25 protein-coding genes are annotated in these 23,574 nt (G+C 72.4%); 10 read left to right on the top strand and 15 right to left on the bottom strand.

The features are described 5' to 3' along the window. Nucleotides 1-5 precede the first annotated feature (5 nt). The 7 genes from EDD93_RS27790 to EDD93_RS27760 form a co-directional block, all read right to left on the bottom strand. Nucleotides 6-1,196, bottom strand: a complete 1,191-nt coding sequence (locus tag EDD93_RS27790; protein WP_123528244.1) for an acetylornithine transaminase — start codon at nt 1,194-1,196, stop codon at nt 6-8. Then, on the bottom strand, nt 1,193-2,095 hold the full coding sequence (gene argB / locus EDD93_RS27785) for an acetylglutamate kinase (protein ID WP_123528243.1): 903 nt from the start codon (nt 2,093-2,095) through the stop codon (nt 1,193-1,195). The genes EDD93_RS27790 and argB overlap by 4 nt, the downstream gene beginning before the upstream one ends. Next, entirely contained in the window at nt 2,092-3,246 is a 1,155-nt protein-coding gene (gene argJ / locus EDD93_RS27780; protein WP_123528242.1) for a bifunctional glutamate N-acetyltransferase/amino-acid acetyltransferase ArgJ, read from the bottom strand. The genes argB and argJ overlap by 4 nt, the downstream gene beginning before the upstream one ends. Then, nucleotides 3,243-4,271, bottom strand: coding sequence for an N-acetyl-gamma-glutamyl-phosphate reductase (argC, locus tag EDD93_RS27775; protein ID WP_123528241.1), 1,029 nt, complete (start codon nt 4,269-4,271; stop codon nt 3,243-3,245). The genes argJ and argC overlap by 4 nt, the downstream gene beginning before the upstream one ends. 190 nt (nt 4,272-4,461) lie before the next feature. Beyond that, entirely contained in the window at nt 4,462-5,325 is an 864-nt protein-coding gene (locus EDD93_RS27770; protein WP_123528240.1) for an aminoglycoside phosphotransferase family protein, read from the bottom strand. A gap of 87 nt (nt 5,326-5,412) precedes the next feature. Then, entirely contained in the window at nt 5,413-5,607 is a 195-nt protein-coding gene (locus EDD93_RS27765) for a hypothetical protein (protein ID WP_123528239.1), read from the bottom strand. Between the two features lie 60 nt (nt 5,608-5,667). Beyond that, on the bottom strand, nt 5,668-6,516 hold the full coding sequence (locus EDD93_RS27760) for a helix-turn-helix transcriptional regulator (protein ID WP_123528238.1): 849 nt from the start codon (nt 6,514-6,516) through the stop codon (nt 5,668-5,670). Nucleotides 6,517-6,747: 231 nt separating this feature from the next. Between EDD93_RS27760 and EDD93_RS27755 the strand changes: the two genes are divergently transcribed. Then, a complete protein-coding gene (locus EDD93_RS27755; RefSeq protein WP_123528237.1) occupies nt 6,748-7,527 on the top strand; it encodes an SDR family oxidoreductase in 780 nt (259 codons plus the stop codon). Nucleotides 7,528-7,582: 55 nt separating this feature from the next. Here the strand turns inward: EDD93_RS27755 and EDD93_RS27750 are convergent, their stop codons facing one another. From EDD93_RS27750 to EDD93_RS27735, 3 genes are all read right to left on the bottom strand, one after another. After that, a complete protein-coding gene (locus EDD93_RS27750; protein ID WP_123528236.1) occupies nt 7,583-8,497 on the bottom strand; it encodes a GNAT family N-acetyltransferase in 915 nt (304 codons plus the stop codon). A gap of 203 nt (nt 8,498-8,700) precedes the next feature. Then, complete coding sequence (locus tag EDD93_RS27740; protein WP_123528235.1) at nt 8,701-9,126, bottom strand: VOC family protein; 426 nt, start codon at nt 9,124-9,126, stop codon at nt 8,701-8,703. Then, nucleotides 9,123-9,584 carry a helix-turn-helix domain-containing protein gene (locus EDD93_RS27735; protein ID WP_123528234.1) on the bottom strand — a complete coding sequence of 154 codons (462 nt, stop codon included), beginning with the start codon at nt 9,582-9,584 and terminating at the stop codon, nt 9,123-9,125. Before EDD93_RS27735 ends, EDD93_RS27740 begins: the two co-directional genes overlap by 4 nt. Before the next feature lie 130 nt (nt 9,585-9,714). On the opposite strand from EDD93_RS27735, the gene EDD93_RS27730 reads away from it, so the two are divergent. The 3 genes from EDD93_RS27730 to gap all read left to right on the top strand — a co-directional run bounded on the left by EDD93_RS27730 (nt 9,715) and on the right by gap (nt 12,706). Further along, the gene (locus EDD93_RS27730; protein ID WP_123528233.1) at nt 9,715-10,608 is read left to right on the top strand and encodes an alpha/beta fold hydrolase; all 894 of its coding nucleotides are present in this window, start codon (nt 9,715-9,717) and stop codon (nt 10,606-10,608) included. A 37-nt stretch (nt 10,609-10,645) separates the two neighbouring features. Further along, nucleotides 10,646-11,602 (top strand): GlxA family transcriptional regulator, encoded by a 957-nt coding sequence (locus EDD93_RS27725; protein ID WP_123528232.1) that lies wholly within the window; start codon nt 10,646-10,648, stop codon nt 11,600-11,602. A gap of 105 nt (nt 11,603-11,707) precedes the next feature. Beyond that, complete coding sequence (gap, locus tag EDD93_RS27720) at nt 11,708-12,706, top strand: type I glyceraldehyde-3-phosphate dehydrogenase (protein ID WP_123528231.1); 999 nt, start codon at nt 11,708-11,710, stop codon at nt 12,704-12,706. Nucleotides 12,707-12,835: 129 nt separating this feature from the next. Here gap and EDD93_RS27715 read toward each other — a convergent pair whose 3' ends face one another. Further along, nucleotides 12,836-13,240, bottom strand: coding sequence for a DUF5997 family protein (locus tag EDD93_RS27715; RefSeq protein ID WP_123528230.1), 405 nt, complete (start codon nt 13,238-13,240; stop codon nt 12,836-12,838). Nucleotides 13,241-13,298: 58 nt separating this feature from the next. Here EDD93_RS27715 and EDD93_RS27710 point away from each other — a divergent pair, with 58 nt between their 5' ends. From EDD93_RS27710 to EDD93_RS27690, 5 genes are all read left to right on the top strand, one after another. After that, nucleotides 13,299-14,102, top strand: a complete 804-nt coding sequence (locus EDD93_RS27710; RefSeq protein WP_123528229.1) for a LysR family substrate-binding domain-containing protein — start codon at nt 13,299-13,301, stop codon at nt 14,100-14,102. 39 nt (nt 14,103-14,141) lie between these two features. Beyond that, nucleotides 14,142-14,654 carry a DinB family protein gene (locus EDD93_RS27705; RefSeq protein WP_123528228.1) on the top strand — a complete coding sequence of 171 codons (513 nt, stop codon included), beginning with the start codon at nt 14,142-14,144 and terminating at the stop codon, nt 14,652-14,654. Nucleotides 14,655-14,795: 141 nt separating this feature from the next. Next, the gene (locus EDD93_RS27700; protein ID WP_123528227.1) at nt 14,796-15,293 is read left to right on the top strand and encodes a peptidylprolyl isomerase; all 498 of its coding nucleotides are present in this window, start codon (nt 14,796-14,798) and stop codon (nt 15,291-15,293) included. Between the two features lie 174 nt (nt 15,294-15,467). Beyond that, nucleotides 15,468-16,211, top strand: a complete 744-nt coding sequence (locus EDD93_RS27695; protein WP_123528226.1) for a Clp protease N-terminal domain-containing protein — start codon at nt 15,468-15,470, stop codon at nt 16,209-16,211. A gap of 206 nt (nt 16,212-16,417) precedes the next feature. Next, entirely contained in the window at nt 16,418-18,658 is a 2,241-nt protein-coding gene (locus EDD93_RS27690; RefSeq protein ID WP_123528225.1) for an MMPL family transporter, read from the top strand. 21 nt (nt 18,659-18,679) lie between these two features. On the opposite strand, the gene EDD93_RS27685 is transcribed toward EDD93_RS27690, so the two are convergent. The 4 genes from EDD93_RS27685 to EDD93_RS27670 all read right to left on the bottom strand — a co-directional run bounded on the left by EDD93_RS27685 (nt 18,680) and on the right by EDD93_RS27670 (nt 22,544). Further along, nucleotides 18,680-19,831, bottom strand: a complete 1,152-nt coding sequence (locus EDD93_RS27685) for a serine hydrolase domain-containing protein (RefSeq protein ID WP_123528224.1) — start codon at nt 19,829-19,831, stop codon at nt 18,680-18,682. Between the two features lie 178 nt (nt 19,832-20,009). Further along, nucleotides 20,010-20,585 (bottom strand): histidine phosphatase family protein, encoded by a 576-nt coding sequence (locus EDD93_RS27680; protein WP_123529391.1) that lies wholly within the window; start codon nt 20,583-20,585, stop codon nt 20,010-20,012. A 61-nt stretch (nt 20,586-20,646) separates the two neighbouring features. Continuing rightward, nucleotides 20,647-21,078, bottom strand: a complete 432-nt coding sequence (locus EDD93_RS27675) for a GNAT family N-acetyltransferase (RefSeq protein WP_123528223.1) — start codon at nt 21,076-21,078, stop codon at nt 20,647-20,649. After that, nucleotides 21,075-22,544, bottom strand: coding sequence for a PLP-dependent aminotransferase family protein (locus EDD93_RS27670; RefSeq protein WP_123528222.1), 1,470 nt, complete (start codon nt 22,542-22,544; stop codon nt 21,075-21,077). Before EDD93_RS27670 ends, EDD93_RS27675 begins: the two co-directional genes overlap by 4 nt. Between EDD93_RS27670 and EDD93_RS27665 the strand changes: the two genes are divergently transcribed. Then, complete coding sequence (locus EDD93_RS27665) at nt 22,543-23,535, top strand: DMT family transporter (RefSeq protein ID WP_123528221.1); 993 nt, start codon at nt 22,543-22,545, stop codon at nt 23,533-23,535. The genes EDD93_RS27670 and EDD93_RS27665 overlap by 2 nt on opposite strands. The last annotated feature ends 39 nt before the right edge of the window (nt 23,536-23,574 follow it).

The following is a 23,574-nucleotide window of genomic DNA, read 5'->3' as shown; positions in this document are numbered from 1 at the left end:
GAACGTCATTCTCCGGATCGTCCGTGTGCCGCGTCGAGTACGCCGGGAAGTGCCCGGAGGAACGTGTCCACCTCCGCGTCACCGATGATCAGGGGCGGCATCAGCCGTACGACATCGGGTGCGGGTGCGTTCACCAGGAGTCCGGCTCCCTGAGCCGCCTGCTGCACCTGGGGTGCGAGGGGCTCGGTGAGCACGATACCCAGCAGCAGGCCGGAGCCCCGGACATGGGAGACCAGGGGGTGTCCCAGGCCCTCCACGCCCTCCCGGATCCGTTCACCGAGCCGCTTCACGCCGTCCAGGGCGCCGTCGGCGGCCAGGGTGTCCAGCACCGCGAGTCCGGCGGCGCAGGCGACCGGGTTGCCACCGAAGGTCGTACCGTGCTGGCCGGGCGCCAGCAGGTCGGCGGCCGCACCGAACGCCACCGTGGCGCCGATCGGCAGTCCGCCGCCGAGGCCCTTGGCCAGGGTGACCAGATCGGGCTCGACGCCCTGGTGCTGCTGGTACTCGAACCAGGTGCCGCAGCGGCCGATGCCGGTCTGCACCTCGTCGAGGACCAGCAGGGTGCCGGTGGCCCGGGTGATCTCCCGGGCCGCCTCCAGGTAGCCCTTGGGCGGGACGACCACACCGTTCTCGCCCTGGACCGGCTCGATGACCAGCAGGGCGGTGTCGGTGGTGACCGCGCCCCGCAGCGCCTCGGCGTCCCCGTACGGGACGTGGGTGACGTCACCGGGCAGCGGGACGAACGGTTCGCGCTTCTTGGGCTGGCCGGTGAGCGCGAGGGCGCCCATCGTCCGGCCGTGGAAGCCGCCGTCGGTGGCGACCATGTGGGTGCGCCCGGTCAGCCGGCCGATCTTGAACGCGGCCTCGTTGGCCTCGGCGCCCGAGTTGGAGAAGTAGACCTTGCCGGTCCGCCCGAAGAGCTGGAGGAGCCGTTCGGCGAGCGCGACGGGGGGTTCGGCGATGAAGAGGTTGGAGACGTGGCCGAGGGTGGCGATCTGGGCGGAGACCGCCGCGACGATCGCGGGATGGGCGTGGCCCAGCGCGTTCACCGCGATGCCGCCGACGAAGTCGAGGTACTCGGTGCCGTCGGCGTCCCACACCCGGGCGCCCTCGCCTCGGACGAGGGACAGCTTCGGGGTGCCGTAGTTGTCCATCAGCGCGCCCTGCCAGCGCTGCGAGAGCTCGGCGTTGCTCATGCTTCCCCCTGTGCGTCGGGCACGACCATCGTGCCGATTCCCTCGTCGGTGAAGATCTCCAGCAGGATCGAGTGCTGGACCCGGCCGTCGATGACCCTGGCTGTCTCGACGCCGTTGCGCACGGCGTGCAGGCAGCCCTGCATCTTGGGCACCATGCCGCTGGAGAGTTCCGGCAGGAGCTTCTCCAGTTCGGTGGCGGTGAGACGGCTGATCACGTCGTCGCTGTTGGGCCAGTCCTCGTAGAGGCCCTCGACGTCGGTGAGCACCATCAGTGTCTCGGCGTTCAGCGCGGCGGCGAGCGCTGCGGCCGCGGTGTCGGCGTTGACGTTGTAGACGTGGTTGTCCTCCGCCGAGCGGGCGATGGAGGAGATGACCGGGATGCGGCCGTCGTCCAGGAGCGCCTGGATGGCCCCGGTGTCGATCGCGGTGATCTCCCCGACCCGGCCGATGTCGACGGCCTCGCCGTCGATGACGGGCCGGTGCTGGGTGGCGGTGATGGTGTGGGCGTCCTCACCGGTCATGCCGACGGCGAGCGGCCCGTGCTGGTTGAGCAGGCCCACCAGTTCGCGCTGGACCTGCCCGGCGAGCACCATCCGTACGACGTCCATCGCCTCGGGCGTGGTGACCCGCAGACCGGCCTTGAACTCGCTGACCAGGCCCTGCTTGTCGAGCTGGGCGCTGATCTGCGGGCCGCCGCCGTGCACGACGACGGGCTTGAGGCCCGCGTGCCGCAGGAAGACGACGTCCTGCGCGAAGGCCGCCTTCAGCTCCTCGTCGATCATGGCGTTGCCGCCGAACTTGATGACGACGGTCTTGCCGTTGTGCCGGGTCAGCCAGGGCAGCGCCTCGATGAGGATCTGCGCCTTCGGGAGTGCGGTGTGCTTCCGCGCGGCGGTCATGAGCTGTACGCGCTGTTCTCGTGGACGTAGTCCGCGGTGAGGTCGTTGGCCCAGATGACGGCGGACTCGGTGCCTGCGGCGAGGTCGGCGGTGATCCTGACCTCCCGGTAGCGCATGTCGACGAGGTCGCGGTCCTCGCCGACCCCGCCGTTCTTGCAGACCCAGACGTCGTTGATGGCGACGTTCAGCTCGTCGGGCTCGAAGGCCGCCTTCGTCGTGCCGATGGCGGACAGCACCCGGCCCCAGTTGGGGTCCTCGCCGTGGATGGCGCACTTGAGGAGGTTGTTACGGGCGATGGAGCGGCCCACCTCGACGGCGTCGTCCTCGGTCGCGGCGTTGACGACCTCGATGCGGATGTCCTTGGACGCGCCTTCCGCGTCGCCGATCAGCTGCCGGGCCAGATCGTCGCAGACGGTGCGCACGGCCTCGGCGAACTCCGCCCGGTCCGGGGTGATCGCGGAGGCGCCGGAGGCGAGCAGCAGCACGGTGTCGTTGGTGGACATGCAGCCGTCGGAGTCGACCCGGTCGAAGGTGGTGCGGGTCGCGTCGCGCAGCGCGGCGTCCAGTCCGGCCGCGTCCACGTCGGCGTCGGTGGTGAGGACGACGAGCATGGTGGCGAGGCCGGGGGCCAGCATGCCGGCGCCCTTGGCCATGCCGCCGACGGTCCAGCCCTCGCCGCCGGCGACGGCGGTCTTGTGCACGGTGTCGGTGGTCTTGATGGCGATGGCGGCCTTCTCGCCGCCGTGCTCGCTCAGGACGCCCGCGGCCTTCTCGATGCCGGGGAGCAGCTTGTCCATGGGGAGCAGCAGCCCGATGAGGCCGGTCGAGGCGACGGCGATCTCGCCGGCGCTGTGTCCGCCCAGGACCTCGGCGGCCTTCTCGGCGGTGGTGTGGGTGTCCTGGAAGCCCTGCGGTCCCGTACAGGCGTTGGCGCCGCCGGAGTTGAGGACGACGGCTGTCACCGCGCCGCCCTTGAGGACCTGCTCGGACCAGCGGACGGGGGCGGCCTTGACACGGTTGGAGGTGAAGACGCCGGCGGCGGCGCGACGCGGGCCGTTGTTGACCACGAGGGCCAGGTCCGGGTTACCGCTCTCCTTGATTCCGGCGGCGATGCCCGCCGCCGAGAACCCCTGTGCTGCCGTGACGCTCACGGTGCGACTCCGATCGTGGAAAGACCTGTGTCCTCGGGGAGTCCGAGGGCGATGTTCATGCTCTGCAGGGCACCGCCCGCGGTGCCCTTGGCGAGGTTGTCGATGGCGCTGATCACGATGATCCGGCCGGCCGCCCCGTCGTACGCGACCTGGACCTGCACCGCGTTGGAGCCGTACACGGCGGCGGTCGAGGGCCACTGCCCCTCGGGCAGCAGATCGACGAACGGCTCGTCCGCGAAGGCCTTCTCGTACGCGGCGCGCAGGGACTCGGCGCTCACGCCGGGCTTCGCCTTGGCGCTGCAGGTGGCGAGGATGCCGCGGGGCATCGGGGCGAGGGTCGGTGTGAAGGAGACGGTGACGGGCTCGCCGGCCGTCGCGCTGAGGTTCTGGATCATCTCGGGCGTGTGCCGGTGGCCGCCGCCGACGCCGTACGGCGACATGTTGCCCATCACCTCGGACCCGAGCAGGTGCGGCTTGGCCGCCTTGCCCGCGCCGGAGGTGCCGGAGGCGGCGACGATCACGGCCTCGGGCTCGGCGAGCCGGGCCGCGTAGGCCGGGAAGAGTGCGAGCGACACCGCGGTGGGGTAGCAGCCGGGCACCGCGATACGCTTGGTACCCGCCAGTCCGGCCCGCCCGCCGGGCAGCTCGGGCAGGCCGTACGGCCAGGTTCCCGCGTGCGGGGACGCGTAGAACTTCTCCCAGTCCGCGGCGTCCTTGAGCCGGAAGTCGGCCCCCATGTCCACCACGAGCACATCGTCACCGAGCTGCTCCGCCACGGCTGCGGACTGCCCGTGCGGCAGCGCGAGGAAGACCACGTCGTGCCCGGCGAGCACCTCGGGCGTGGTCGGCTGAAGAACGCGCCCGGCGAGCGGCCGCAGGTGCGGCTGGAGCGCCCCGAGCGGCTGTCCCGCGTTGGAGTTAGCGGTGAGGGCCCCGATCTCGACCTGCGGGTGGATGAGCAGAAGACGCAGCAACTCCCCGCCGGCGTATCCGCTCGCCCCTGCCACCGCTGCACGTACCACCATCGAAATCCTCCTCGTCGATGGCATGACTATACGCAGCGTCGCACTTTTATGCAAAGGAATGGGCCGGTGGAGCGGCCGGCTGCGACCCGGCGCCATCGCTCGGCGCGGCAGCGGGGCCGGCGTGCGCGGGGTCGCGACGGCGGCAGTCCCGGCGCCCGGTTCCTTGCCGCTCCCCCGTGATCTTCGGCGATTACCGCGGACCGTCCAGCCGCCCCGTGACGGTGTCGAGTGTCGGCCAGGGAGGACCCTCGCGCAGCAGGCGCAGGAGCTCCTCCCCGAATCGCCTCCCGTTCGGAAACTGGTCGCCGAGCTCCCAGCGCCACGCGGCGACCATCGCGACAACGAGCTGCCGGCACTCGTCCAGCAGCCCTTGGTCAACGCCCGGGTAGCGCGCGCAGACCGCCTCGGGAACATGGGCGAGATCGAACTCGACGGGTCCACGGCAGCACGTCTCGAGGTCGATGAACAACGGGCCGTTCTCCGTACTCAGCACATTGCCCGGATGCGGCTCGCCGTGGAGCAACTGCTCCACGGCACCGCGGGCTTCGATCGCTCGTCGCAGGCTCGCCAGCCTGCCGCCGAGGAACGCGCGGTCCGCGTCGGTGAGTTCCGGCGAGCGATCCGGATCGGCGACGACTTCCTCCGCCTCCGTGATCCGGTCCGTGAACCTCGGGCTCGCCACATCGACCTTACGCATGCCGGCGTGCAGCCGCTCCAGCGCCTCGGCGTAGTCAGCGGGTGAGGTGTGCGGTGTCACGGGCTCGTAGTAGGTCCACAGCGTCACCGCGAAGCCGTCGCGCGTGTACACACCCGGGTCCACCCGCGGTTCCAGGGGGCAGACCGGGCCTCCGGCCTCAATGAGCCGCTGAGCGAGATCGACTTCGAACTCTGCGACCTCTTGCCCCACGGGGGCGACCCGGGCAAAGGCGTCGCACGGCGTCAGCCGCAGCGCCAGCTTGTTCGAGTTATGGAGAACGATCGCATCGTTCGCCGTCAGGCCGAGCGATGCGGCGACCGAAGTCGCAGCCGCGATCGCACGTTTGACGTCAGTCATGTCCACCCTCGCATCCTGGCATGGATGGGGCCGGACCGACGGAGACCGGGCAGGTTGAGGCTGCGGGCCGGGCCGGAACGAAAGACCCTAACCGTCGTCACCGGAGGTCCCGTGCGGGCCCGGCCGACGCCTCCTCCCGAGGCCCACCAGCCTGCTCACGGCGAGCGTCGCCGCCGCCACGCCACGGACCCAGGGCGGCCCGCCGCGCTCCGCCCACACCACGCACACGCACCCACCGGCAACCACCACCAGGACGACGACGAGCACCGCCGGAACGAGCATGTTCCCCCCTCTGCGTTCATTGGTTCGGACCCGGTGATGGTCTCAGGCCACCGCAGGGATTCATACGGGACCGGCCCTCCACTCGGTGAGGCTCTGTGTCGCCACGACGGACAGGAAGCCGAGACGTTCCGCGTCCCGGCTCCCGGGCTGCGCGGTGTAGACCATGACGCGCAGGCCGCTGCCCGCGACGTGGAGGACGTCGCAGTCGAGGGTGAGCGGGCCGGCGTGGGGGTGGTCGATGGTCTTGCGGCCGGCTTCGTGTTCGGCGGCCGTGCCGCTTTCCCAGAGTTCGGCGAATCGCGCGCTGTGCGTACGGAGTCGCTGAATCAGGGATTTCAGTGCGGGGTCGTCGGGGTATCGGCCACTGGTGCGTCTCAGATCCGCGGCGAGGAGCCGCTGGAGTTCTCCGTTCGACTCCGGGGTGTGCCGCACGCGCGTTCCGGAACTGACGAATGCGCGCCAGGCACCGTTCAGGTCGTCGCCGTGCCATTCGCCCATGAGCGCGGTGTAGAGGGGGTTGGCGAAGAGCTGGGTCCAGGCCGCGTCGTAGACGGCCACCGGGGTGGTGACGAGCCGGTCGAGGATGCGGTGGACGCCCGGGGTGAGGTGGCGGGGGACGAGGCCGGCGCCCGGCGGGGCCAGTCCTGCCAGCCGGAAGAGGTGCTCGCGCTCGCCGGGGGCCAGGCGCAGCGCGCGGGCGAGGGCCTCGACCACCTGGGAGGAGGGGTGGGCGGCTCGTCCCTGCTCGAGGCGGACGACGTAGTCGGCGGAGACCCCGGCGAGCTGGGAGAGCTCCTCCCGGCGTAGGCCGGCGGCGCGTCTGCGGCTCGCTGCGGGCAGGCCGACCGCTTCGGGGGTGACGCGGTCGCGCCAGGCGCGCAGGGCTGCGCCCAGTTCTGTAGGGGCCATGCCCTTCATTGTGGCAAACCCCGCACCGGCTCACTGCGGGGAATGCGGGCCGGGCACTGTGCCACATCCGCGCCGGGAAGTGTGGCGATTCCGGGCGGCTCCTTCCTGGTACCGCGAGTCCCAGGAAAAGGCGTCCACTGTCTGATATCCGCAGAATGCTCCAGGGTGGTGCCAGGAGAGAAGCCGGCGAGGAAAGCGGACCCCGAGCCGGAGACCGAAAGGAACACCCCCATGAGCAAGCTCGCTCTTGTCACCGGCGCGACCTCCGGCATCGGCAAGGCCTTCGCCGAACGCTTCGCCGCCGACGGCTACGACCTGATCGTCGTCGGGCGCCGCCGGGACCGTCTCGCGGAGTTCGCCTCGGCCCACCCCGAGGTGAAGGTACGCACGGTCGCCGCCGACCTGTCCACGGAGGGCGGCATCGACTCCGTCGCGGAGTACTGCGCCGACGAACCGCTGGACGTGCTGGTCAACAACGCCGGCGTCTCGCACTACATGCCACTGGCCGACCTGCCCGCCGCGAAGGCCCGTGAGCTGGTCAACGTCAAGGTCCTCGCCCCCACCCTGCTGATGCGCGCGGCCGTCGGCGGAATGCAGCGGCGCGGTACCGGCACCCTCATCAACGTCGCCGGGATGATCGCCTTCTCCGGCCCCGCCGACGCCTCGGTCATGCCGCGCCGCGCCGTGTACGCCGGCACCCTGGCCCACCTCGTGGCCATGACGCAGACACTCAGCGCCGAACTGGCGGGCACGGGCGTCAGGGCCCACGTGGTCTGCCCCGGTGTCGTGGCCACCGAGTTCCACTCCGCCCAGGGCCTGGACATGAGCGCCGTGCCCCGGATGAGCGCCGAGGACCTCGTCACCGGCGCGCTGCGCGGGGTGGAGCTCGGTGAGGTCGTCAGCGCCCCCGGCGTCGAGAACCCGGCACTCCTCCAGGACGTCTTCACCGCCGGCCTGGCCGCCTTCGGTGGCCAGAGCCCGCAACTGGCCACCCGGTACCGGAGCAGCTGATCCTGCTCCCCGCCCACCGCGAACGTCCCGCCGGGCGCCCCTTCTCCGGGCCCCCTCAGGCCGCGGACCGGGGCAGACCGAGGGACCTGTACTCCTCCACGATCCGGTAGCCGACACTCGTGTACAGGTTCATCGCCACCTCGTTGCCGCCCCACACGGTGAACATCAGCACCGAGTCACCGGCCGCGAGCGTCGCCTGCTCACCGGCCGCCATCGCGGCCCGGCCGTACCCCTTGCCCCGGCAGCGCTCCTCGATGTGGAGCGAGTAGCCGTACGTGACCCCGGGGAAATGCCCGTGCTTCAGCCAGCCGGTGCCGATCGGCCCGCCCGCCGCCTCAAGGACCAGGAGCGTGGTCCCGGGCGTCGCCAGGCCCCCGGGGATCAGCTTGGCGAAGTCGTCGTCGGACTTGCGTGCGGCGTCCTCTGGGCTCATGGCCCCGGCCCGGACGATGTCGTCGACGTAGGCGAGCTTCTCGGCGGCGAGCCACTCGGGGTACTCGGCCGGCGTCATCGGCCGTGCGGTGACCCCGTCCACCGGCTCGGGCGGGGAGGCGATGCGGCGCGCCCTGAGCTGGCCCCGGATCCCGTACCCGTCGAACAGGGCGCCGGCCGGCTCGGTGATCCGTATGTCCACCCGGCCCGCGCCGCGCTCCGCGCACCATGCCTCGGCCCAGTCCCGGGCGGCCTCCTCGTACCCGCGTCCGGTGTGTTCCGCCTCGACGCGGAGGTCGCCTATGCGTCCTGCGGGCGCCCCGTCGTCGTCCTCGACCGACACGGCGACGTATCCCACCCGGGTCCCGGAGTCCGTGATGCCGGCGACGGTCCAGCCGCCGAGCTTGCCGCGTGTCTCCTCGATCATGCGCCGCGTCGCGGTGTCGTCGAGCCCGGCCGCGAGGTGCGAGGCGGTCAGCCGCCGCTCGAAGTCGCTCTGCCAACCAGCGCTGTCACCAAGGACGTTGAATTCTGTCACCCCAGCACATTACGGGACGGCCCTGTCGTCACGGCCGAGGAGCGGGAGGGGCGGCCCGGGGTGCCCGCTGCCGTCAGCCGGCCGTCCAGTCCCCGGTGCGGGCGAACCGCTCGATGACGGCTTCGTACGGCGCCGGGTCGAGCCCCCGTTCCCGCGCCCACGCCGGGTCGAGGTGGGTGCTCCGGACCACCGGCCGCTCCCGGTCACCTGACCGGTTCGCCGATGGCCAGCAGGTTTCCCTCGCTGTCCCGGAACCAGGCGCCGCGCTCGCCCCTGGCGTCCTTGCCCGGGTAGTTCCCCTCGACCTCCGCGATCCCGTCCCTCGTACGGAATCCGGGCGCGTCGACGTCCTCGAACACCACGCCCCGGCGCCTCAGTTCCGCGACGGCTGCCTCGATGTCGTCGACCTCCCACGCCATCTGGGTGAAGGCCCCGGACGAGGCCCCTGTCGACCGGAACACGACGAAGTCCACACCGCCGCACCGGTACAGCAGGCCGCCGGGCCGTTCGTCCACGGGCTCCAGCCCGAGCATCGCGGAGTAGAAGCGTCGCGCCCGGTCCAGATCATGGGCCGGCAGCCTGGTCGCCACTCGTGACCCGGCCAGCATGTTCCCGTCATCCGCGCTCATGTCCCCACCCTGCCGCCGCCGGCCGCAGGGCGCGAGGGGGCCGCGTCGTTCTCCGCTTCCCCCTCGTTCTCCTCGTTCTCCCGGTTGGCGCGGCTGATCTCGGCCATGTGCTCCTCCGCCCAGGCGCGCACCATGGCCAGCGGCTCCTCCAGGGACAGGCCGAGCGGGGTGAGCCGGTAGTGGACACGCGGCGGCACCGTCGGCTCCACCCGGCGGTCGGCCAGGCCGTCGCGGGTCAGTCCCTGGAGGGTGACGGAGAGCATCTTCTGCGAGATGCCGGGCATCCGGCGCCGCAGTTCCGCGAAGCGCACCTCCTGCGGGGACGCCTCCGCGAGGACTTTGACGGCCATCGACATCCACTTCGTGCCGATCCGGTCGAGCAGGCCGCGGGTCGGGCACTTCGGGTCGAACAGATCTCCGTGGGTCCCTTGCGGGTGCCGTTGCGCCGGAGGGGTCACCTGGAGCTCACCACCTGAACCGGAAGTGCCGTCTTGGCACTCCCGCAGTAGTTACCTATCGTTTTGTAGTCACCGATGGTAACCGTCCTCGGCCGCCGGCCGCATCGCCCGAACCGATCTGGAGTCCACCGTGCCCGTCCCGTCGAGTCCCCTCAGCCGCCCCCGGCCCCACCGGGCCGGCCCCGAGCTCCGGCGGGTCGCGGCCAACGGCATCGAGATCAACGTGGCCGTCGCCGGGGAGGGCCCGGCGATCCTGCTGCTGCACGGTTTCCCGCACACCTGGCGGCTGTGGACCCACGTCATGGACGGCCTGTCGGCCCGGTTCCGGGTCATCGCACCGGATCTGCGGGGGTTCGGCGCCAGTACCCGGGCGGTGGACGGCTACGACGCCGGCACGCTCGCGGCGGACGCCGAGGCCCTGCTCCACGCGCTGGGGGAGAGTTCCGCAGCCGTCGTCGGCATCGACGCGGGTGCGCCGCCGGCCTTTCTGCTGGCCATGCGCCGCCCCGGGCTCGTCCGGCAACTGGTGGTCATGGAATCGCTGCTGGGCAGGCTCCCGGGCGCCGAGGAGTTCCTTGCGCAGGGGCCACCGTGGTGGTTCGGCTTCCACCGCGAGCCCGGTCTCGCGGAAGCCGTGCTCAGCGGGAACGAGGGCCGGTACATCGACTGGTTCCTCGACGCCGGCACCCTCGGGGACGGCGTCGAGCCCGCCGTCCGCGCGGCCTTCCTCGACGCCTACGACGGGAGCGAGGCGCTGCGGTGCGCCTTCTCGTACTACCGCTCCCTGCCGTCGAGCGCGGGACAGATCCTGGACGCCACCCGTCGTGGCCGGCTGACCGTGCCCACCATGGCCATCGGCGCCCGGCCCGTCGGCAGGGCGCTCGAACAGCAGCTGCGCCCGGTGGCGGACCGTCTCGTCGGCCATGTCGTCGAGGACTGCGGGCACATCATTCCGCTGCACCGGCCCGACGAGCTGCTGCGCCTGCTGGACCCGTTCCTCGCGCCGGCCGAGACTCCCGCCTGAGCGCCGGCCGGGGCTGCGCCGCGTACCCTCCATTTCCATGCCAGCCCCCCGCCTGCACCGCGTCGCGGTCCTCGTCCTGGACGGGGCGAAGCCGCTCGACGTCGGCATTCCCGCCCAGGTGTTCACGACCCGCGCGAGCATGCCGTACGAGGTACGGGTGTGCGGTGCTGCGCCCGGTCCGGTGGCCGGCGGTGACGGCCTGTCGTACTACGTCACCCACGGGCTCGACACGCTCGGCTGGGCCGACATCGTCTTCGTGCCCGGCTACCGGCATCCCGACCGGGAGAGCCCGCCGCAGGCCGTCATCGACGCGCTGATCGCCGCCCACGACCGGGGCGCGCGCCTCGCCGCGATCTCGACCGGGGCGTTCGCGCTCGCCGCCACCGGCCTCCTGGACGGCCGGCGCGCCACGACGCACTGGCACTACACGAGGGCGCTCGCGGCCAAGTACCCGCTCGTGCGGGTCGACGAGAACGTCCTGTTCGTCGACGAGGGCGGGGTACTGACGTCGGCGGGCGCCGCATCGGGTATCGACCTGTGCCTGCACGTGCTGCGCGGCGACCTCGGGGTCGCCGCCTCGAACCACGCGGCCCGGCGCCTGGTCGCGGCGCCCTACCGCAGCGGCGGTCAGGCCCAGTACGTGCCGCGCAGCGTGCCCGAGCCGCTCGGTGAACGGTTCGCGGAGACCCGCGAGTGGGCGCTGCACCGGCTCGGCGAACCCCTCACCCTCGACGTACTGGCCCGGCACGCCGCGGTGTCGCCCCGGACGTTCTCGCGGCGTTTCACCGAGGACACCGGATACACCCCGATGCAGTGGGTCATGCGCGCCCGGATCGACATGGCCCGGGAGCTGCTGGAGCGTTCGGAGCGGGGCGTCGAGCAGATCGCGGCCGAGGCCGGCCTCGGCACCGGCGCGAACCTGCGGCTGCACTTCCAGCGCATTCTGGGCACCACGCCGAGCGAGTACCGGCGCACCTTCGCGCAGGGCGAGTAGCTGGCGCAGGGTGTGGCGGGATCCTTACGGACCATGGCGATCACGCCGCTGTCAGAGGCGTGGGGCGAGCGCGATGCTGGAAAGCGAGGAGAAAGGGACTCTCACATGACTCGCATCGCCATCAACGGATTCGGCCGCATCGGACGCAACGTGCTGCGCGCACTGCTGGAGCGCGACAGCGACCTCGAAGTCGTCGCCGTCAACGACCTCGCGGAGCCCGCGGCGCTGGCGCGGCTGCTGGCGTTCGACAGCACCGCCGGACGGCTGGGCCGCCCGGTGAGCGTGGACGGGGACACCCTCGTCGTCGACGGCCGCCGCATCAAGGTGCTCGCCGAGCGCGAACCGGGACAGCTGCCGTGGACCGAGCTCGGCGTCGACATCGCGCTGGAGGCGACCGGCCGCTTCACGTCGGCCAAGGCCGCCCGTGCCCACCTCGACGCGGGCGCGAAGCGGGTGCTCGTCGCCGCCCCGTCGGACGGCGCGGACGTCACGCTCGCCTACGGCGTCAACACCGACGCGTACGACCCCGCCCTGCACACCGTCGTCTCGAACGCCTCGTGCACCACCAACGCCCTCGCGCCGCTGGCCGCCGTGCTGGACGAGCTCGCCGGCATCGAGCACGCCTTCATGACGACGGTGCACGCCTACACGCAGGAGCAGAACCTCCAGGACGGTCCGCACCGCGACGCCCGCCGCGCCCGCGCCGCCGGGATCAACATCGTGCCGACGACGACCGGCGCCGCCAAGGCGATCGGCCTGGTGCTGCCCAACCTGGACGGGAAGCTGTCGGGCGACTCCATCCGGGTGCCTGTTCCGGTGGGCTCGATCGTCGAGCTGAACACCACGGTGGCCCGCGACGTGACGCGCGACGAGGTGCTGGCGGCCTACCGGACCGCGGCGGAGGGGCCGCTGGCAGGTGTGCTCGAGTACTCCGAGGACGCGCTCGTGTCGTCCGACATCACGGGCAACCCCGCCTCGTCGATCTTCGACTCGGCGCTCACCCGGGTCGAGGGCCGCCACATCAAGGTGTCCGCCTGGTACGACAACGAGTGGGGCTTCTCGAACCGCGTGATCGACACGCTGACGCTGCTCGCCACGCGCTGAGCGGTGCGGTGCGCTGTCCGCGCGGCGGGGAGACGTGTCCGTTTCCCGCCGTCGCGACGACATGCGGATGGCCCCCGTTCCGTTCGACCGGAACGCGGGCCATCCGCAGGGCGGGCTCAGCGGCCGGGGTCAGGAACGGGGTTCCTGCGGCCGGCTGCTGCGCTCCGCGTTCCGCTCCTTGATCCGAACGGTCTCCTTGCGGACCTCGGCCTGGGTGGCGCGCTCCGTGCGCAGCCACTCGGGGTCGTCCTGCTTGAGCGCCTCGATCTGCTCGGTGGTGAGGGCGTCCGTGACGCCACCGCGCGCGAGACCGGAGATGGAGACGCCGAGCTTGGCGGCGACCACCGGCCGGGGGTGGGGGCCGTTGCTGCGCAGTTCCCGCAGCCACTCGGGCGGATCGGACTGCAGGGCCGCCAGCTCGGCGCGCGAGACGACACCCTCCTGGAACTCGGCGGGTGTGGCTTCGAGGTACACACCCAGTTTCTTCGCCGCGGTCGCGGGCTTCATTGTCTGGGTGGTCTGGTGCGACGTCATGGGGTCAAGAGTATCGAGCGTGTGCGCCACCGCTGACCACGACCGGTAACCTGGCGGGGTGACAGGCTCGGAAGCAACCCCCTCGTTCCGGCTCGCGTACGTCCCCGGGGTGACCCCCACCAAGTGGGTGCGGATCTGGAACGAGCGCCTGCCCGACATCCCCCTCGCCCTCGTACCGGTGCCCGCCGCCGAGGCCTCGGAGCTGCTGTTCGACGGCGGCGCCGACGCCGGTTTCGTACGGCTGCCGGTGGACCGGACGGACCTCAGCGCGATCCCCCTCTACACCGAGGCGACCGTGGTGGTGATCCCCAAGGACCACGTGGTGGCGGCGGTCGACGAGATCTCCGTCGAGGATCTGGCCGACGAGATCGTGCTGCATCCGCTGGACGACACCCTCGGCTGGGAGCGGCTGCCCGGCCGGCCCGCGATCGAGCGCCCGGCCACGACGGCCGACGCCGTCGAGCTGGTGGCGGCCGGGGTGGGCGTCCTCGCCGTCCCGCAGTCGCTCGCCCGCCTGCACCACCGCAAGGACCTGACGTACCGGCCGCTGTCGGGCGCACCCGAGTCGCGCATCGCGCTGTCGTGGCCGGAGGACCGGACCACCGATCTGGTGGAGGACTTCATCGGGATCGTCCGGGGCCGGACCGTGAACAGCACCCGGGGCCGCGGTACGCCGCCCGCGCAGAAGCCGACGCGCAAGGCTGCGGAGACCGGTGGTGCCCGGCGCAAGCCCGGGGCCGGCGCCGGGGCGGGGAAGGGTGCCCGGGGCGGTTCCGGTGGCGCGAAGGGGGCCAAGGGCGGTTCCCGGGGTGCTAAGGGCGCTGCGGGCGCCAAGCGCGGGAAGCCCCGCCGGCGGCCGTAGCGGCCCGGCTGTCAGACCCGGCTGGCACCATCGGTGATCATGACGCACACCGAACGTACGATGCCGCCCCTGAACGCCGACGAGCGCACCAACCTGGAGAGCTGGCTCGACTTCTACCGGGCGACCGTGGCCGTGAAGTGCGAGGGCCTGGCCGACGAGCAGGCCCGGGAGACGTCCGTGGCACCGTCGTCGCTGACGCTGCTGGGGCTGGTCCAGCACCTGACCGAGGTCGAGCGGAACTGGTTCCGCCGGGTGCTCGCCGCCGAGGACGCCGCGCCCACCCACCCCGCACCGGCCGGTTCCGGCGGTCACGACGGGGGCTTCGAGGTCGCCGCCGACGCCTCCTTCGCACAGGCCCTCGCGGCCTGGCGGGAGGAGGTCGCCCTGTCCCGTGCCAACTGCGCCGCGCGGTCCCTGGAGGACACCGTTGCCTTCATGGGCGGCGAGGTGAGCCTGCGGTGGATCTACACGCACATGATCGGTGAGTACGCCCGGCACAGCGGCCACGCCGACCTGCTCCGCGAGCGGATCGACGGCAGTACCGGAGTGTGACGGGGAGCCGCCTCGGCCGGTGCGGCGCCGTTGTCGCGTGCACCGGCCGGGTGGACCACATGCGGCCGGCCCGTAACCCGTGAGCGGTGTTTCGCCGCGCCCGCCCGTCGGGCCGGTGCGGCCGGATGTCAGGATGGTTCCATGACGAGCAAGGTTTACTTCGACATCACCATCAACGACGAGCCCGCCGGGCGGATCGTCTTCAACCTGTACGACGAGGTCGTTCCCAAGACCGCGGAGAACTTCCGCCAGCTGGCGACCGGCGAGCACGGCTTCGGCTACAAGGGTTCGTCCTTCCACCGCGTCATCCCCGAGTTCATGCTCCAGGGCGGCGACTTCACCCGGGGCGACGGCACCGGCGGCAAGAGCATCTACGGCCCGAAGTTCGCCGACGAGAACTTCAAGCTGGCGCACACCAAGCCCGGCCTGCTCTCCATGGCGAACAGCGGCCCGAACTCCAACGGTTCGCAGTTCTTCATCACGACCATCGTGACCTCGTGGCTGGACGGCAAGCACGTGGTGTTCGGCGAGGTCGCCGACCAGGAGAGCATGGACCTGGTCACCAAGATCGAGGGCCTCGGCTCGCAGAGCGGCCAGACCAAGGCGAAGGTCACCATCGCCGACTCCGGGACCCTCTGATCCCGGTCCGCCGACTGAACAGCTGACCGGAAGCGCCGGCCGACGAACACCGTCGGCCGGCGCTTCCGTCTTTTCCGGCGCCTCTCCAGGACTTCGACAGGGCGCGCACTGTCAACGGAAGGCGCTGTCAACGGAAGGTTGACACCCTCTCCACTGTCAACCTAAGGTTGACACATGACGAAGCCAGTTGGTCCCACGGCCCCGGTCCGCCTCGACGACCTCATCGCAGCCATCAAGAAGGTCCACCCCGACGCACTGGACCAGCTCCAGGACGCCGTCATCGCCGCCGACCACCTCGGCGAAGTGGCCGACCACCTGATCGGTCACTTCGTGGACCAGGCCCGGCGCTCCGGCGCCTCCTGGACGGAGATCGGCAAGAGCATGGGCGTCACCCGGCAGGCGGCGCAGAAGCGGTTCGTCGCCAAGAACCCCGGCGAGACGAACGACCTCGACCCCAGCCAGGGTTTCGGCCGCTTCACCGCGCGCGCCAAGAACGTCGTGATGGCCTCGCAGAACGAGGCGCGCGCCGCGGGCAACAGCGAGATCGGCACCGAGCACCTCGTGCTCGGGCTGCTCAGCGAGCCGGAAGGGCTCGGAGCCGCGTTCATCAAGGCCCAGGTGGTGACCCTGGACACGGTCCGCCAGGCCGCCACCGCCGCGCTCCCGGCCGCCTCCGGGGAGGAGCTGCCCGAACTCCTCCCCTACAACGCCGACGCCCGCAAGGCGCTGGAACTCACCTTCCGCGAGGCGCTGCGGCTGGGGCACAACTACGTCGGGACGGAGCACATCCTGCTGGCCCTGCTGGAGCACGAGGACGGCGCCGGGCTGCTGACCGGCCTCGGTGTCGACAAAGCGACCACGGAGACGGCCATCACCGAGGCGCTCGCGCTCATCGTCGCCGCGCAGGACGAGAGCTGACCGGCCGGGGCTGAGCGGCAGGCCGGGACCGCGCGCCGCGTACCGGCCGTGCGGCGGAACGGACCGCTCCGCCGCACGTGTCGCGGCCCCTGGCCCCGCGGCTCCATCTACGTTCTCGAATTGGACACAGGGAAACGCGGCGCGTCGCACACGGGGGACGCGGCGCGCCCCGGCTGAACGGCCCGTCCCTTCCTCCGGGAGAACGCATGGCCCCGCCCAGCAGCAGCACGTACGCGGCAACGGCGAAACCGCGCGGGGGGTGGCTGCTCCGGCTCGGCGAATGGTGTGCCCGCCACTTCGTCATGGTGATCATCGCCTGGCTGGTCGCCCTCGGCGGCCTGCACGCCCTCCAGAGCGCGTTCGGGGGAACGTACTCCGACGACTTCAACCTGCCCGGCACCCAGTCGAACACCGGCGCCGAGCTGCTGCGGGCGCACGACCCCGCCGCGGGCGGCACCGGCGCCCAGGTGGTCCTGCACGACGCGGACAAGCCCCTGACCGATGTGAGCGGCCAGGTCGGCCAGGTGGTGGGCAACCTGCAGAAACTGCCGCACGTGCTGTCCGCCCAGAACCCGCTGCCGTCCTCGTCCTCCCCGACGTCGACGTCCCTGTCCAAGGACGGGAAGACCGGGTACATCACCGTGCGGTTCGACGTGAACCCGACCTCACTGGGCACCGGCTATCTCCACCGGGTCGACACGGCGGTCGAACCGCTGCGCGCCGCCGGGGTCGACGTCGAGTACGGCGGCCCGCTGGGCGAGCTCGCCAGGCCCGAGACCAAGGATCTGACCAGCGAGGCCATCGGCTTCGCCGTCGCCGTGGTCGTGCTGCTCATCGGGTTCGGCAGCGTCATCGCCGCCGGTGTTCCGCTGGTGACCGCGCTGATCGGCGTGATCGTCGGGCTGAGCGTCCTGTCGCTGGTGGCCGCGGCCACGACGTTCGCGAGCGTCTCCCCCACGCTCGCCACGATGATCGGGCTGGGCGTCGGCATCGACTACGCCCTGTTCCTGATCACCCGCCACCGCCAGCTCGTCATGGACGGCGGCGACCCGGTCCGGGCCGCCGGCCGGGCCGTGGCCACCAGCGGGCGTGCCGTGCTGGTCTCCGGCTGCACCGTCATCGTCGCGCTGGCCGGGCTGTACGTGTCCCGGGTGAGCTTCATCGGCAAGCTGGGGGCGGCCGCCGCGGTCACCGTCGTCACCGCGGTCATCGGCGCGGTCACCCTGGTCCCCGCCCTGCTGGGCCTCATCGGCCGGCGGATCGACCGCTACCGGGTCCGGCCGCCGGTCGCGGAGGGCGGGGCCGTTCCCGGCACCGCCTCGCAGGGCGGCTGGCACCGCTACGCCCGGCGGGTGGAGCGGCGGCCCTGGTGGTTCCTGCTCGCGGGGCTCGTCGTGGTCGGGGTACTGGCGATCCCGCTGTTCTCCATCCGCCTCGGGCACATCGACGACGGAGCCGATCCGTCGAACTTCACCGACCGGCGCGCCTTCGACCTGATCTCCACCGGCTTCGGGCCGGGCGCCAACGGTCCCTTCACCCTGGTCGTCGACCAGCGGGCGGTGCCCGCCGACGACCGCTCGGCGCTGGCGAGCAGCCTGCAGAAGGCGCTCACCGGCGTACCCGGCGCGGCCAGCGTGAGCCCGCTCAGCGCGACGTCGGACAACGACCTCCTCGTCGGCACCGCCGTCTCGTCGCAGGCCCCGCAGGACGCGGGCACGACCACCCTGTTCAACCACCTCAAGGACGACGTGCTGCCGAAGGGCGTGTCCGGCACGAAGGCCTCCGCCTACGTGACCGGTACGACCGCAGCCCAGGAGGACTTCCTCGACATCATCGTCAGCAGGCTCCCGCTGATCATCGCCGTGGTGGTCGCGCTGGCCTTCGTCATCATCCTGATCGTGTTCCGCGGCGTGCTGGTCGCGCTGAAGGCGGCCATCCTCAACCTGCTGTCGATCGCTGCCTCGTACGGGGTGGTGGTGGCCGTCTTTCAGTGGGGCTGGGGCGGGCCGTCGCTGGGCGTCTCGGGGACGGTGCCCATCGAGAGCTACGTACCGATGATGATGTTCGCGATCGTCTTCGGCCTGAGCATGGACTACGAGGTGTTCCTGATCACCCGGGTGCACGAGGCCTGGCTGCGCACCCGGGACAGCAAGGACGCCGTGGCGCACGGGCTGGAGATCACCGCCCGGGTGATCACCTGTGCCGCACTGATCATGGTCAGTGTGTTCGCCGCCTTCATCCTCAGCGACACCGTCGTGATCAAGATGCTCGGTCTCGGGCTGGCGGTCAGCGTGCTCATCGACGCCACCATCGTCCGGCTGCTGCTGGTGCCCGCCGTGATGACACTGCTGGGCCGCGGCGCCTGGTGGATTCCCGGATGGCTGGACCGGGTGCTCCCGCACATCGACACCGAGGGCGAGTCTGTCCCGCCGCTGACCTCGCCGTGAGGGGGCCGGTCCCGCAACCGCTCAGAGCGACGCGTAGACGGCGTCGATCAGCGCCCTCTTGCGCGGGTCGTCGGCGATGAGCGGGCCCATCCGGTTCATGACGTACCCCAGGGCGATCCCGGCCTCCGGGTCGGCCAGTCCGCAGGAGCCGCCCGCGCCGTCGTGGCCGAAGGCCCGCGGGTTGGGGCCGTACGAGCCGTTGGGGCCGCTCAGCCAGGGCCCCAGCGCGATCTCCGTCTCGTGTTCGAAGCCCGCGCCCAGCACCAGGTCGCGGCAGCTCCCCTGACCTTCGCGGACCCGTTCGGCGGCCTTCTCCGAGAGGACGGGCCGGCTCTCCGGGCCGCCGCCGCCCGCGAGGAGGGCGTACAGCGCGGCGACCGCGCGGGCCGTGCCGTGACCGTTGGCCGCGGGGATCTCGGCCGCCCGCCACGCGGGGGTGTTGGCGGCGGCCGCGCCGCTGGGCGGGTTGAGCAGCGAGGCGACGGCGACCGGCTCCATCAGGGCGAAGACCGCCGCCCGCCGGGCACGGTCCGGCTTCGGGGCGACGAGTTCGGCGGCGCGCCCCGCATCGGCCTCGGGGAGGCCGATGGTGAAGTCGATGCCGAGCGGGCCGGTCACCTCCCGGCGGAGGAACTCCCCCGGCAGCAGCCCGCTGACCCGCCGGACCACCTCACCGACCAGGAAGCCGTAGGTGAGCGCGTGGTAGCCGGACCGGGTGCCGGGCTCCCACCACGGTTCGGTCGCGGCCAGCCGGGCGCAGGTCAGCTCCCAGTCGTAGAGCTCGTCCAGGGTGTGGGGTTCGCGGAGCCCGGCCAGGCCGGCGCGGTGGGAGAGCAGATGCCTGACGAGCACGCCCTGTTTGCCCGCCGAGGCGAACTCGGGCCAGTACGCGGCGACCGGGGCGTCGAGGTCCAGCAGGCCCCGGTCGGCGAGGATGTGGGCGCAGAGCGCGGTCGGCCCCTTGCCGGTCGACCAGACGTTGACGAGGGTGTCCCGCTCCCAGGCCCGGGTGCGGGCGCCGTCCGCCCAGCCGCCCCAGAGGTCGGCCACCGGCTGCCCGTCGACCAGGACGGTGACCGCTGCGCCGAGTTCGTCGCGCTCGCGGAAGTTCGCCTCGAAGGCGGCGCGCACCGCGAGGAACCGCTCGTCGCAGTGACCGTGGACCGCCGGCACGTGGCCTCCCTCGCTCGGGCCTGTCGTCAAACTGCCGTCGTCGCCCGGCAGACGGCAGTTTGACGACAGGTCCTGGGGCGCGACCGGTCGGCCCCGTTCACCGGCCAACGTACCGACTGGTCGGACCGGCGGGAAGACGTGGTGCGCCCCGATCCCGCCCCGGACCGGTCCGGCGCCGTCAGCGGGCCCCGGCCTCCAGGCACAGGCTCCAGCGGCGGGGCAGGCCGGTCAGGGTGACGGTGGAGAGGGGGCGGACGTCGACGTTCCAGTACGTCGAGGGCGGCGCCCGCAGCGCGTAGACGAGGGCGGCCCGGACGACGGCCGGTTCGGCGACGGCGACGATCAGACCGTCGCAGGCGGGCCGGGTGTCCAGCCAGCCGCCTATCCGGGAAATGAACGCGAGCAGCGTCTCGCCGCCGTGCGGCGCGGACCTGGGGTCGGCGAGCCAGGCGTCCACGGCCGCGGGCTCGCGCGCGGTGACATCGGCGAGGGTGAGGCCGCGCCACCGGCCCATGTCGCAGTCGCGCAGGGCGGGCTGGACCATCGGGGCGAAGCCGAGCGCCTGGCCGGTGGCACGGCTGCGGGCGGTCGGTGAGCAGTAGCGCAGCTCGGCCGCCCCGAGGTGCAGCAGGGCGGGGGCGGCGAACTGCACCTCGTGCCAGCCGGTCTCGTCGAGCGGCCGGTCGTCGTCGAAGCGCTCGCCGAGCAGGGAGGAGTTGCGCGCCGCGGCGACGAGTGAGACTCGAACACTCATGGCCGCGATCGTGGAGCCGTTCGCCCCGCAGGTCAAGAGAGCGGCCGGAAGCGCTTCCGGATCACCCGAGCTTGAGGGACATCCACTTGTCCGGGCTGTCGAGCGGCTTGAAACCGACCTTCTCGTAGACGCCGTGGGCGTCCTCCGTGGCGAGCACGACCCTGCGGACACCGGCCTCGGCGAGGTGGTCGCGCGCCGCCACGACGAGGCCGGCGCCGAGTCCGTGGCCGCGGGCTGCGCGGTCGACGTACACATCGCAGAGCCAGCCGAAGGTGGCGTAGTCGGTCACCACCCTTGCGTAGCCCACCTGTTCGCCCGTCGCGAGGTCGTACGCGCCGAAGCCGAGGGAGCCCGCGATGGCCAGATCCTGGCGCTCCCGGGTCCGGCCGAGGGCCCAATAGGCGTCGGTGGAGAGCCAGTTGTGAATGCGGGCCGGGTCCAGCCGGGACGGGTCGGACGAGATCTCGTAACGCTGCTGGGGGGTTTCCGTCATGGCCCGAGCGTAGCCTCCGGCGCGCCGAGGGCGCCTTCCCAGGCCGTGCGCAGGCGTCGCACGCCCTCCGCGATGCCGGCCGTCCCGGCGACCGCCGCATAGCTCAGCCGGACGTGGGGCGCCGGGGGTTCGGCGCAGAAGTAGGGCCGTCCCGGCGCGATGGCGACACCGGCGCGCAGGGCCGCGGAGACCATGGCGGACTCGTCGGCGCCGGGCCCGCTGCCGGGCAGGCCCACCCAGAGGCTGCCGCCGCCCGCCGGGACGTGCGGGAGCGCGAGAGCGGGCAGCTCCTGGCGCAGCGCCGTCGTCATCGCGGTGCGACGGGCCGACAACTCGGCCGCCAGGGCGCGCAGATGACGGCTCCAGGCCGGTGTTCCGACGAGTTCGAGGGCGGCCTCCTGGAGCGGCCGGGGGACGAAGAAGCTGTCGACGACCTGGATGGCACGCAGTCGTTCGAGTACCGGGCCGCGCGCGGCGAGCGCACCGACCCTGAGGCTGGGCGACGTCACCTTGGTGAGGGAGCAGACGTGCACGACGACTCCGTCGGGGTCCTCGGCGGCCAGCGGTGGCGGCAGCGGTCCGGCGTCGTCGTGGACGAGCCGGCGGGCGAAGTCGTCCTCGATGACGAACGCCCCCGCCTCCCTGGCGATCCGGATGATCTCGGCGCGCCGGGCCGGGGCGAGGACGGCGCCGGTCGGGTTCTGGAACAGCGGCTGGCAGACGAGGACCCGGGCGCCGGTGGCCCGGAAGGCGGCGGCGAGCAGCTCGGGGCGTACGCCGTCGGTGTCGGCCGGGACCGGCACGGGCCGCAGCCCGCTGGCCCGTGCCACCGCCAGCATGCCCGGGTAGGTGGGCGATTCCACGAGCACCGGGGCGCCGGGGCTGCCGAGCGCGCGCAACGCGGTGGCCAGGGCGCTCTGCCCTCCGGCGGTGATCAGCACGTCGGCGGCGGTGAGCGCGGGCCCGATCTCGCGGGCGAACCAGGCGCGCAGCCCGGTCAGCCCCTCGGCGGGCGGACGGCCCCAGGCGCCCTCGCGCCGGCCGGCCCGCGCCAGGGCGGCGGCGAGGGCGCGTTCCGGCTGGAGCGAGCTGTGGAGGTAGCCGCCGTTGAACTCGATGACGCCGGGAGCCGGGGCCGCCAGGGTGGCCAGGACGCCCGAGGCGTCGACGCTGCGGGGTACGACCTCGGGGCCGCCGTCACCGCTGAGGGCCACCTCCTGCCACGAGGTGTCCCCGGGCGCAGGCGCGGCGCTCCGGGGCTGCCCCCGGAACGCGCCGGAGCCGGGGCGGGTGACGACGAGCCCTTCCGCGGCGAGTTGCGCGATGGCCCGCGAGACCGTCACGGGGCTCGCGCGGAAGCGCTCCACCAGGGCGCGGCTCGATGGCAGCTTCTCACCGGGCGAGTAGCGGTTCAGTTCACTGCGGAGAGAGCTGGCCAGATCAGCCACACTGCTACGCTCATGCATGAAAGCAGAGGATAGCGCTACTCCCAGCAGCACGATAACGGTCGGCCCCACGACGGGCGGCGCGGACGGCGCGGACCGCGCGGACCGCGCGCCGGGCGGTGAGCTCGGCAGCCGGCGTACGGGGCCGAACGGCACGCTGCTCGCCGGGCTCGGGGTGCTCGCCTTCTCGCTGACCTTCCCCTCCACCGCGTGGGGCCTGGAGAGCTTCGGCCCGTGGTCCCTGGTGGCGCTGCGCAGCCTGCTGGCCGCCGTGATCGCGGGCGGCGTGCTCCTCGCGGCCCGGGTGCGGGTGCCGGAGCGGCGGCACTGGGCCGGGCTCGCCGTCGTCGCGGGCGGGGTGGTGGTGGGGTTCCCGCTGCTGACCACCCTGGCACTGCGGACCTCGACGACCTCGCACGCGGCCGTGGTGGTGGGGCTGCTGCCGCTGACCACAGCGGTGTTCTCCTCGCTGCGGACCGGCTCGCGGCCCTCCCGCGCGTTCTGGGCAGCGGCGGTCACCGGCGCGGGCGTGGTGATCGTCTTCACCGTGCTGCAGAGCGGCGGCGCACTCTCTGCCGGGGACCTCTTCCTGTTCGGGGCCCTGCTGGTGTGCGCGGCCGGGTACACGGAAGGGGGCAGACTGGCGAAGGCCATGCCGGGCTGGCAGGTGATCGGCTGGGCGCTGATCCTCACCCTGCCGCTCGCCGTGGCAGGCACCGCGCTCGCACTGCCGTACGAGCCGGTGCGGCTGACCGCGCACGGGGTGATCGGCGTGGTCTGGGTCGCGGCCTGCTCGACCTTCCTCGGGCTGTACGTCTGGTACCGGGGCATGGCGGAGATCGGGGTGGCGCGGGCCAGCCAGCTGCAGCTCGCGCAGCCGCTGCTGACGCTGGTCTGGTCGTACCTGCTGCTCGGCGAGGAGGTGTCGGCGGCCGCACCGGTGGCGGCTGTCGCGGTGCTCCTCTGCATCGCGGCCACCCAGCGCACGGGCGGCACCGGGCGCGGCAGGTGACCGCACCGGGGGGCCGGCGGCTCGGACATAGACTTGTCG

It is taken from the genome of Streptomyces sp. 840.1, from assembly GCF_003751445.1.
GTDB lineage: Bacteria > Actinomycetota > Actinomycetes > Streptomycetales > Streptomycetaceae > Streptomyces.
The sequence above is the reverse complement of the archived record's forward strand: the minus strand, read 5'-3'. Positions and strand labels throughout refer to the sequence as shown.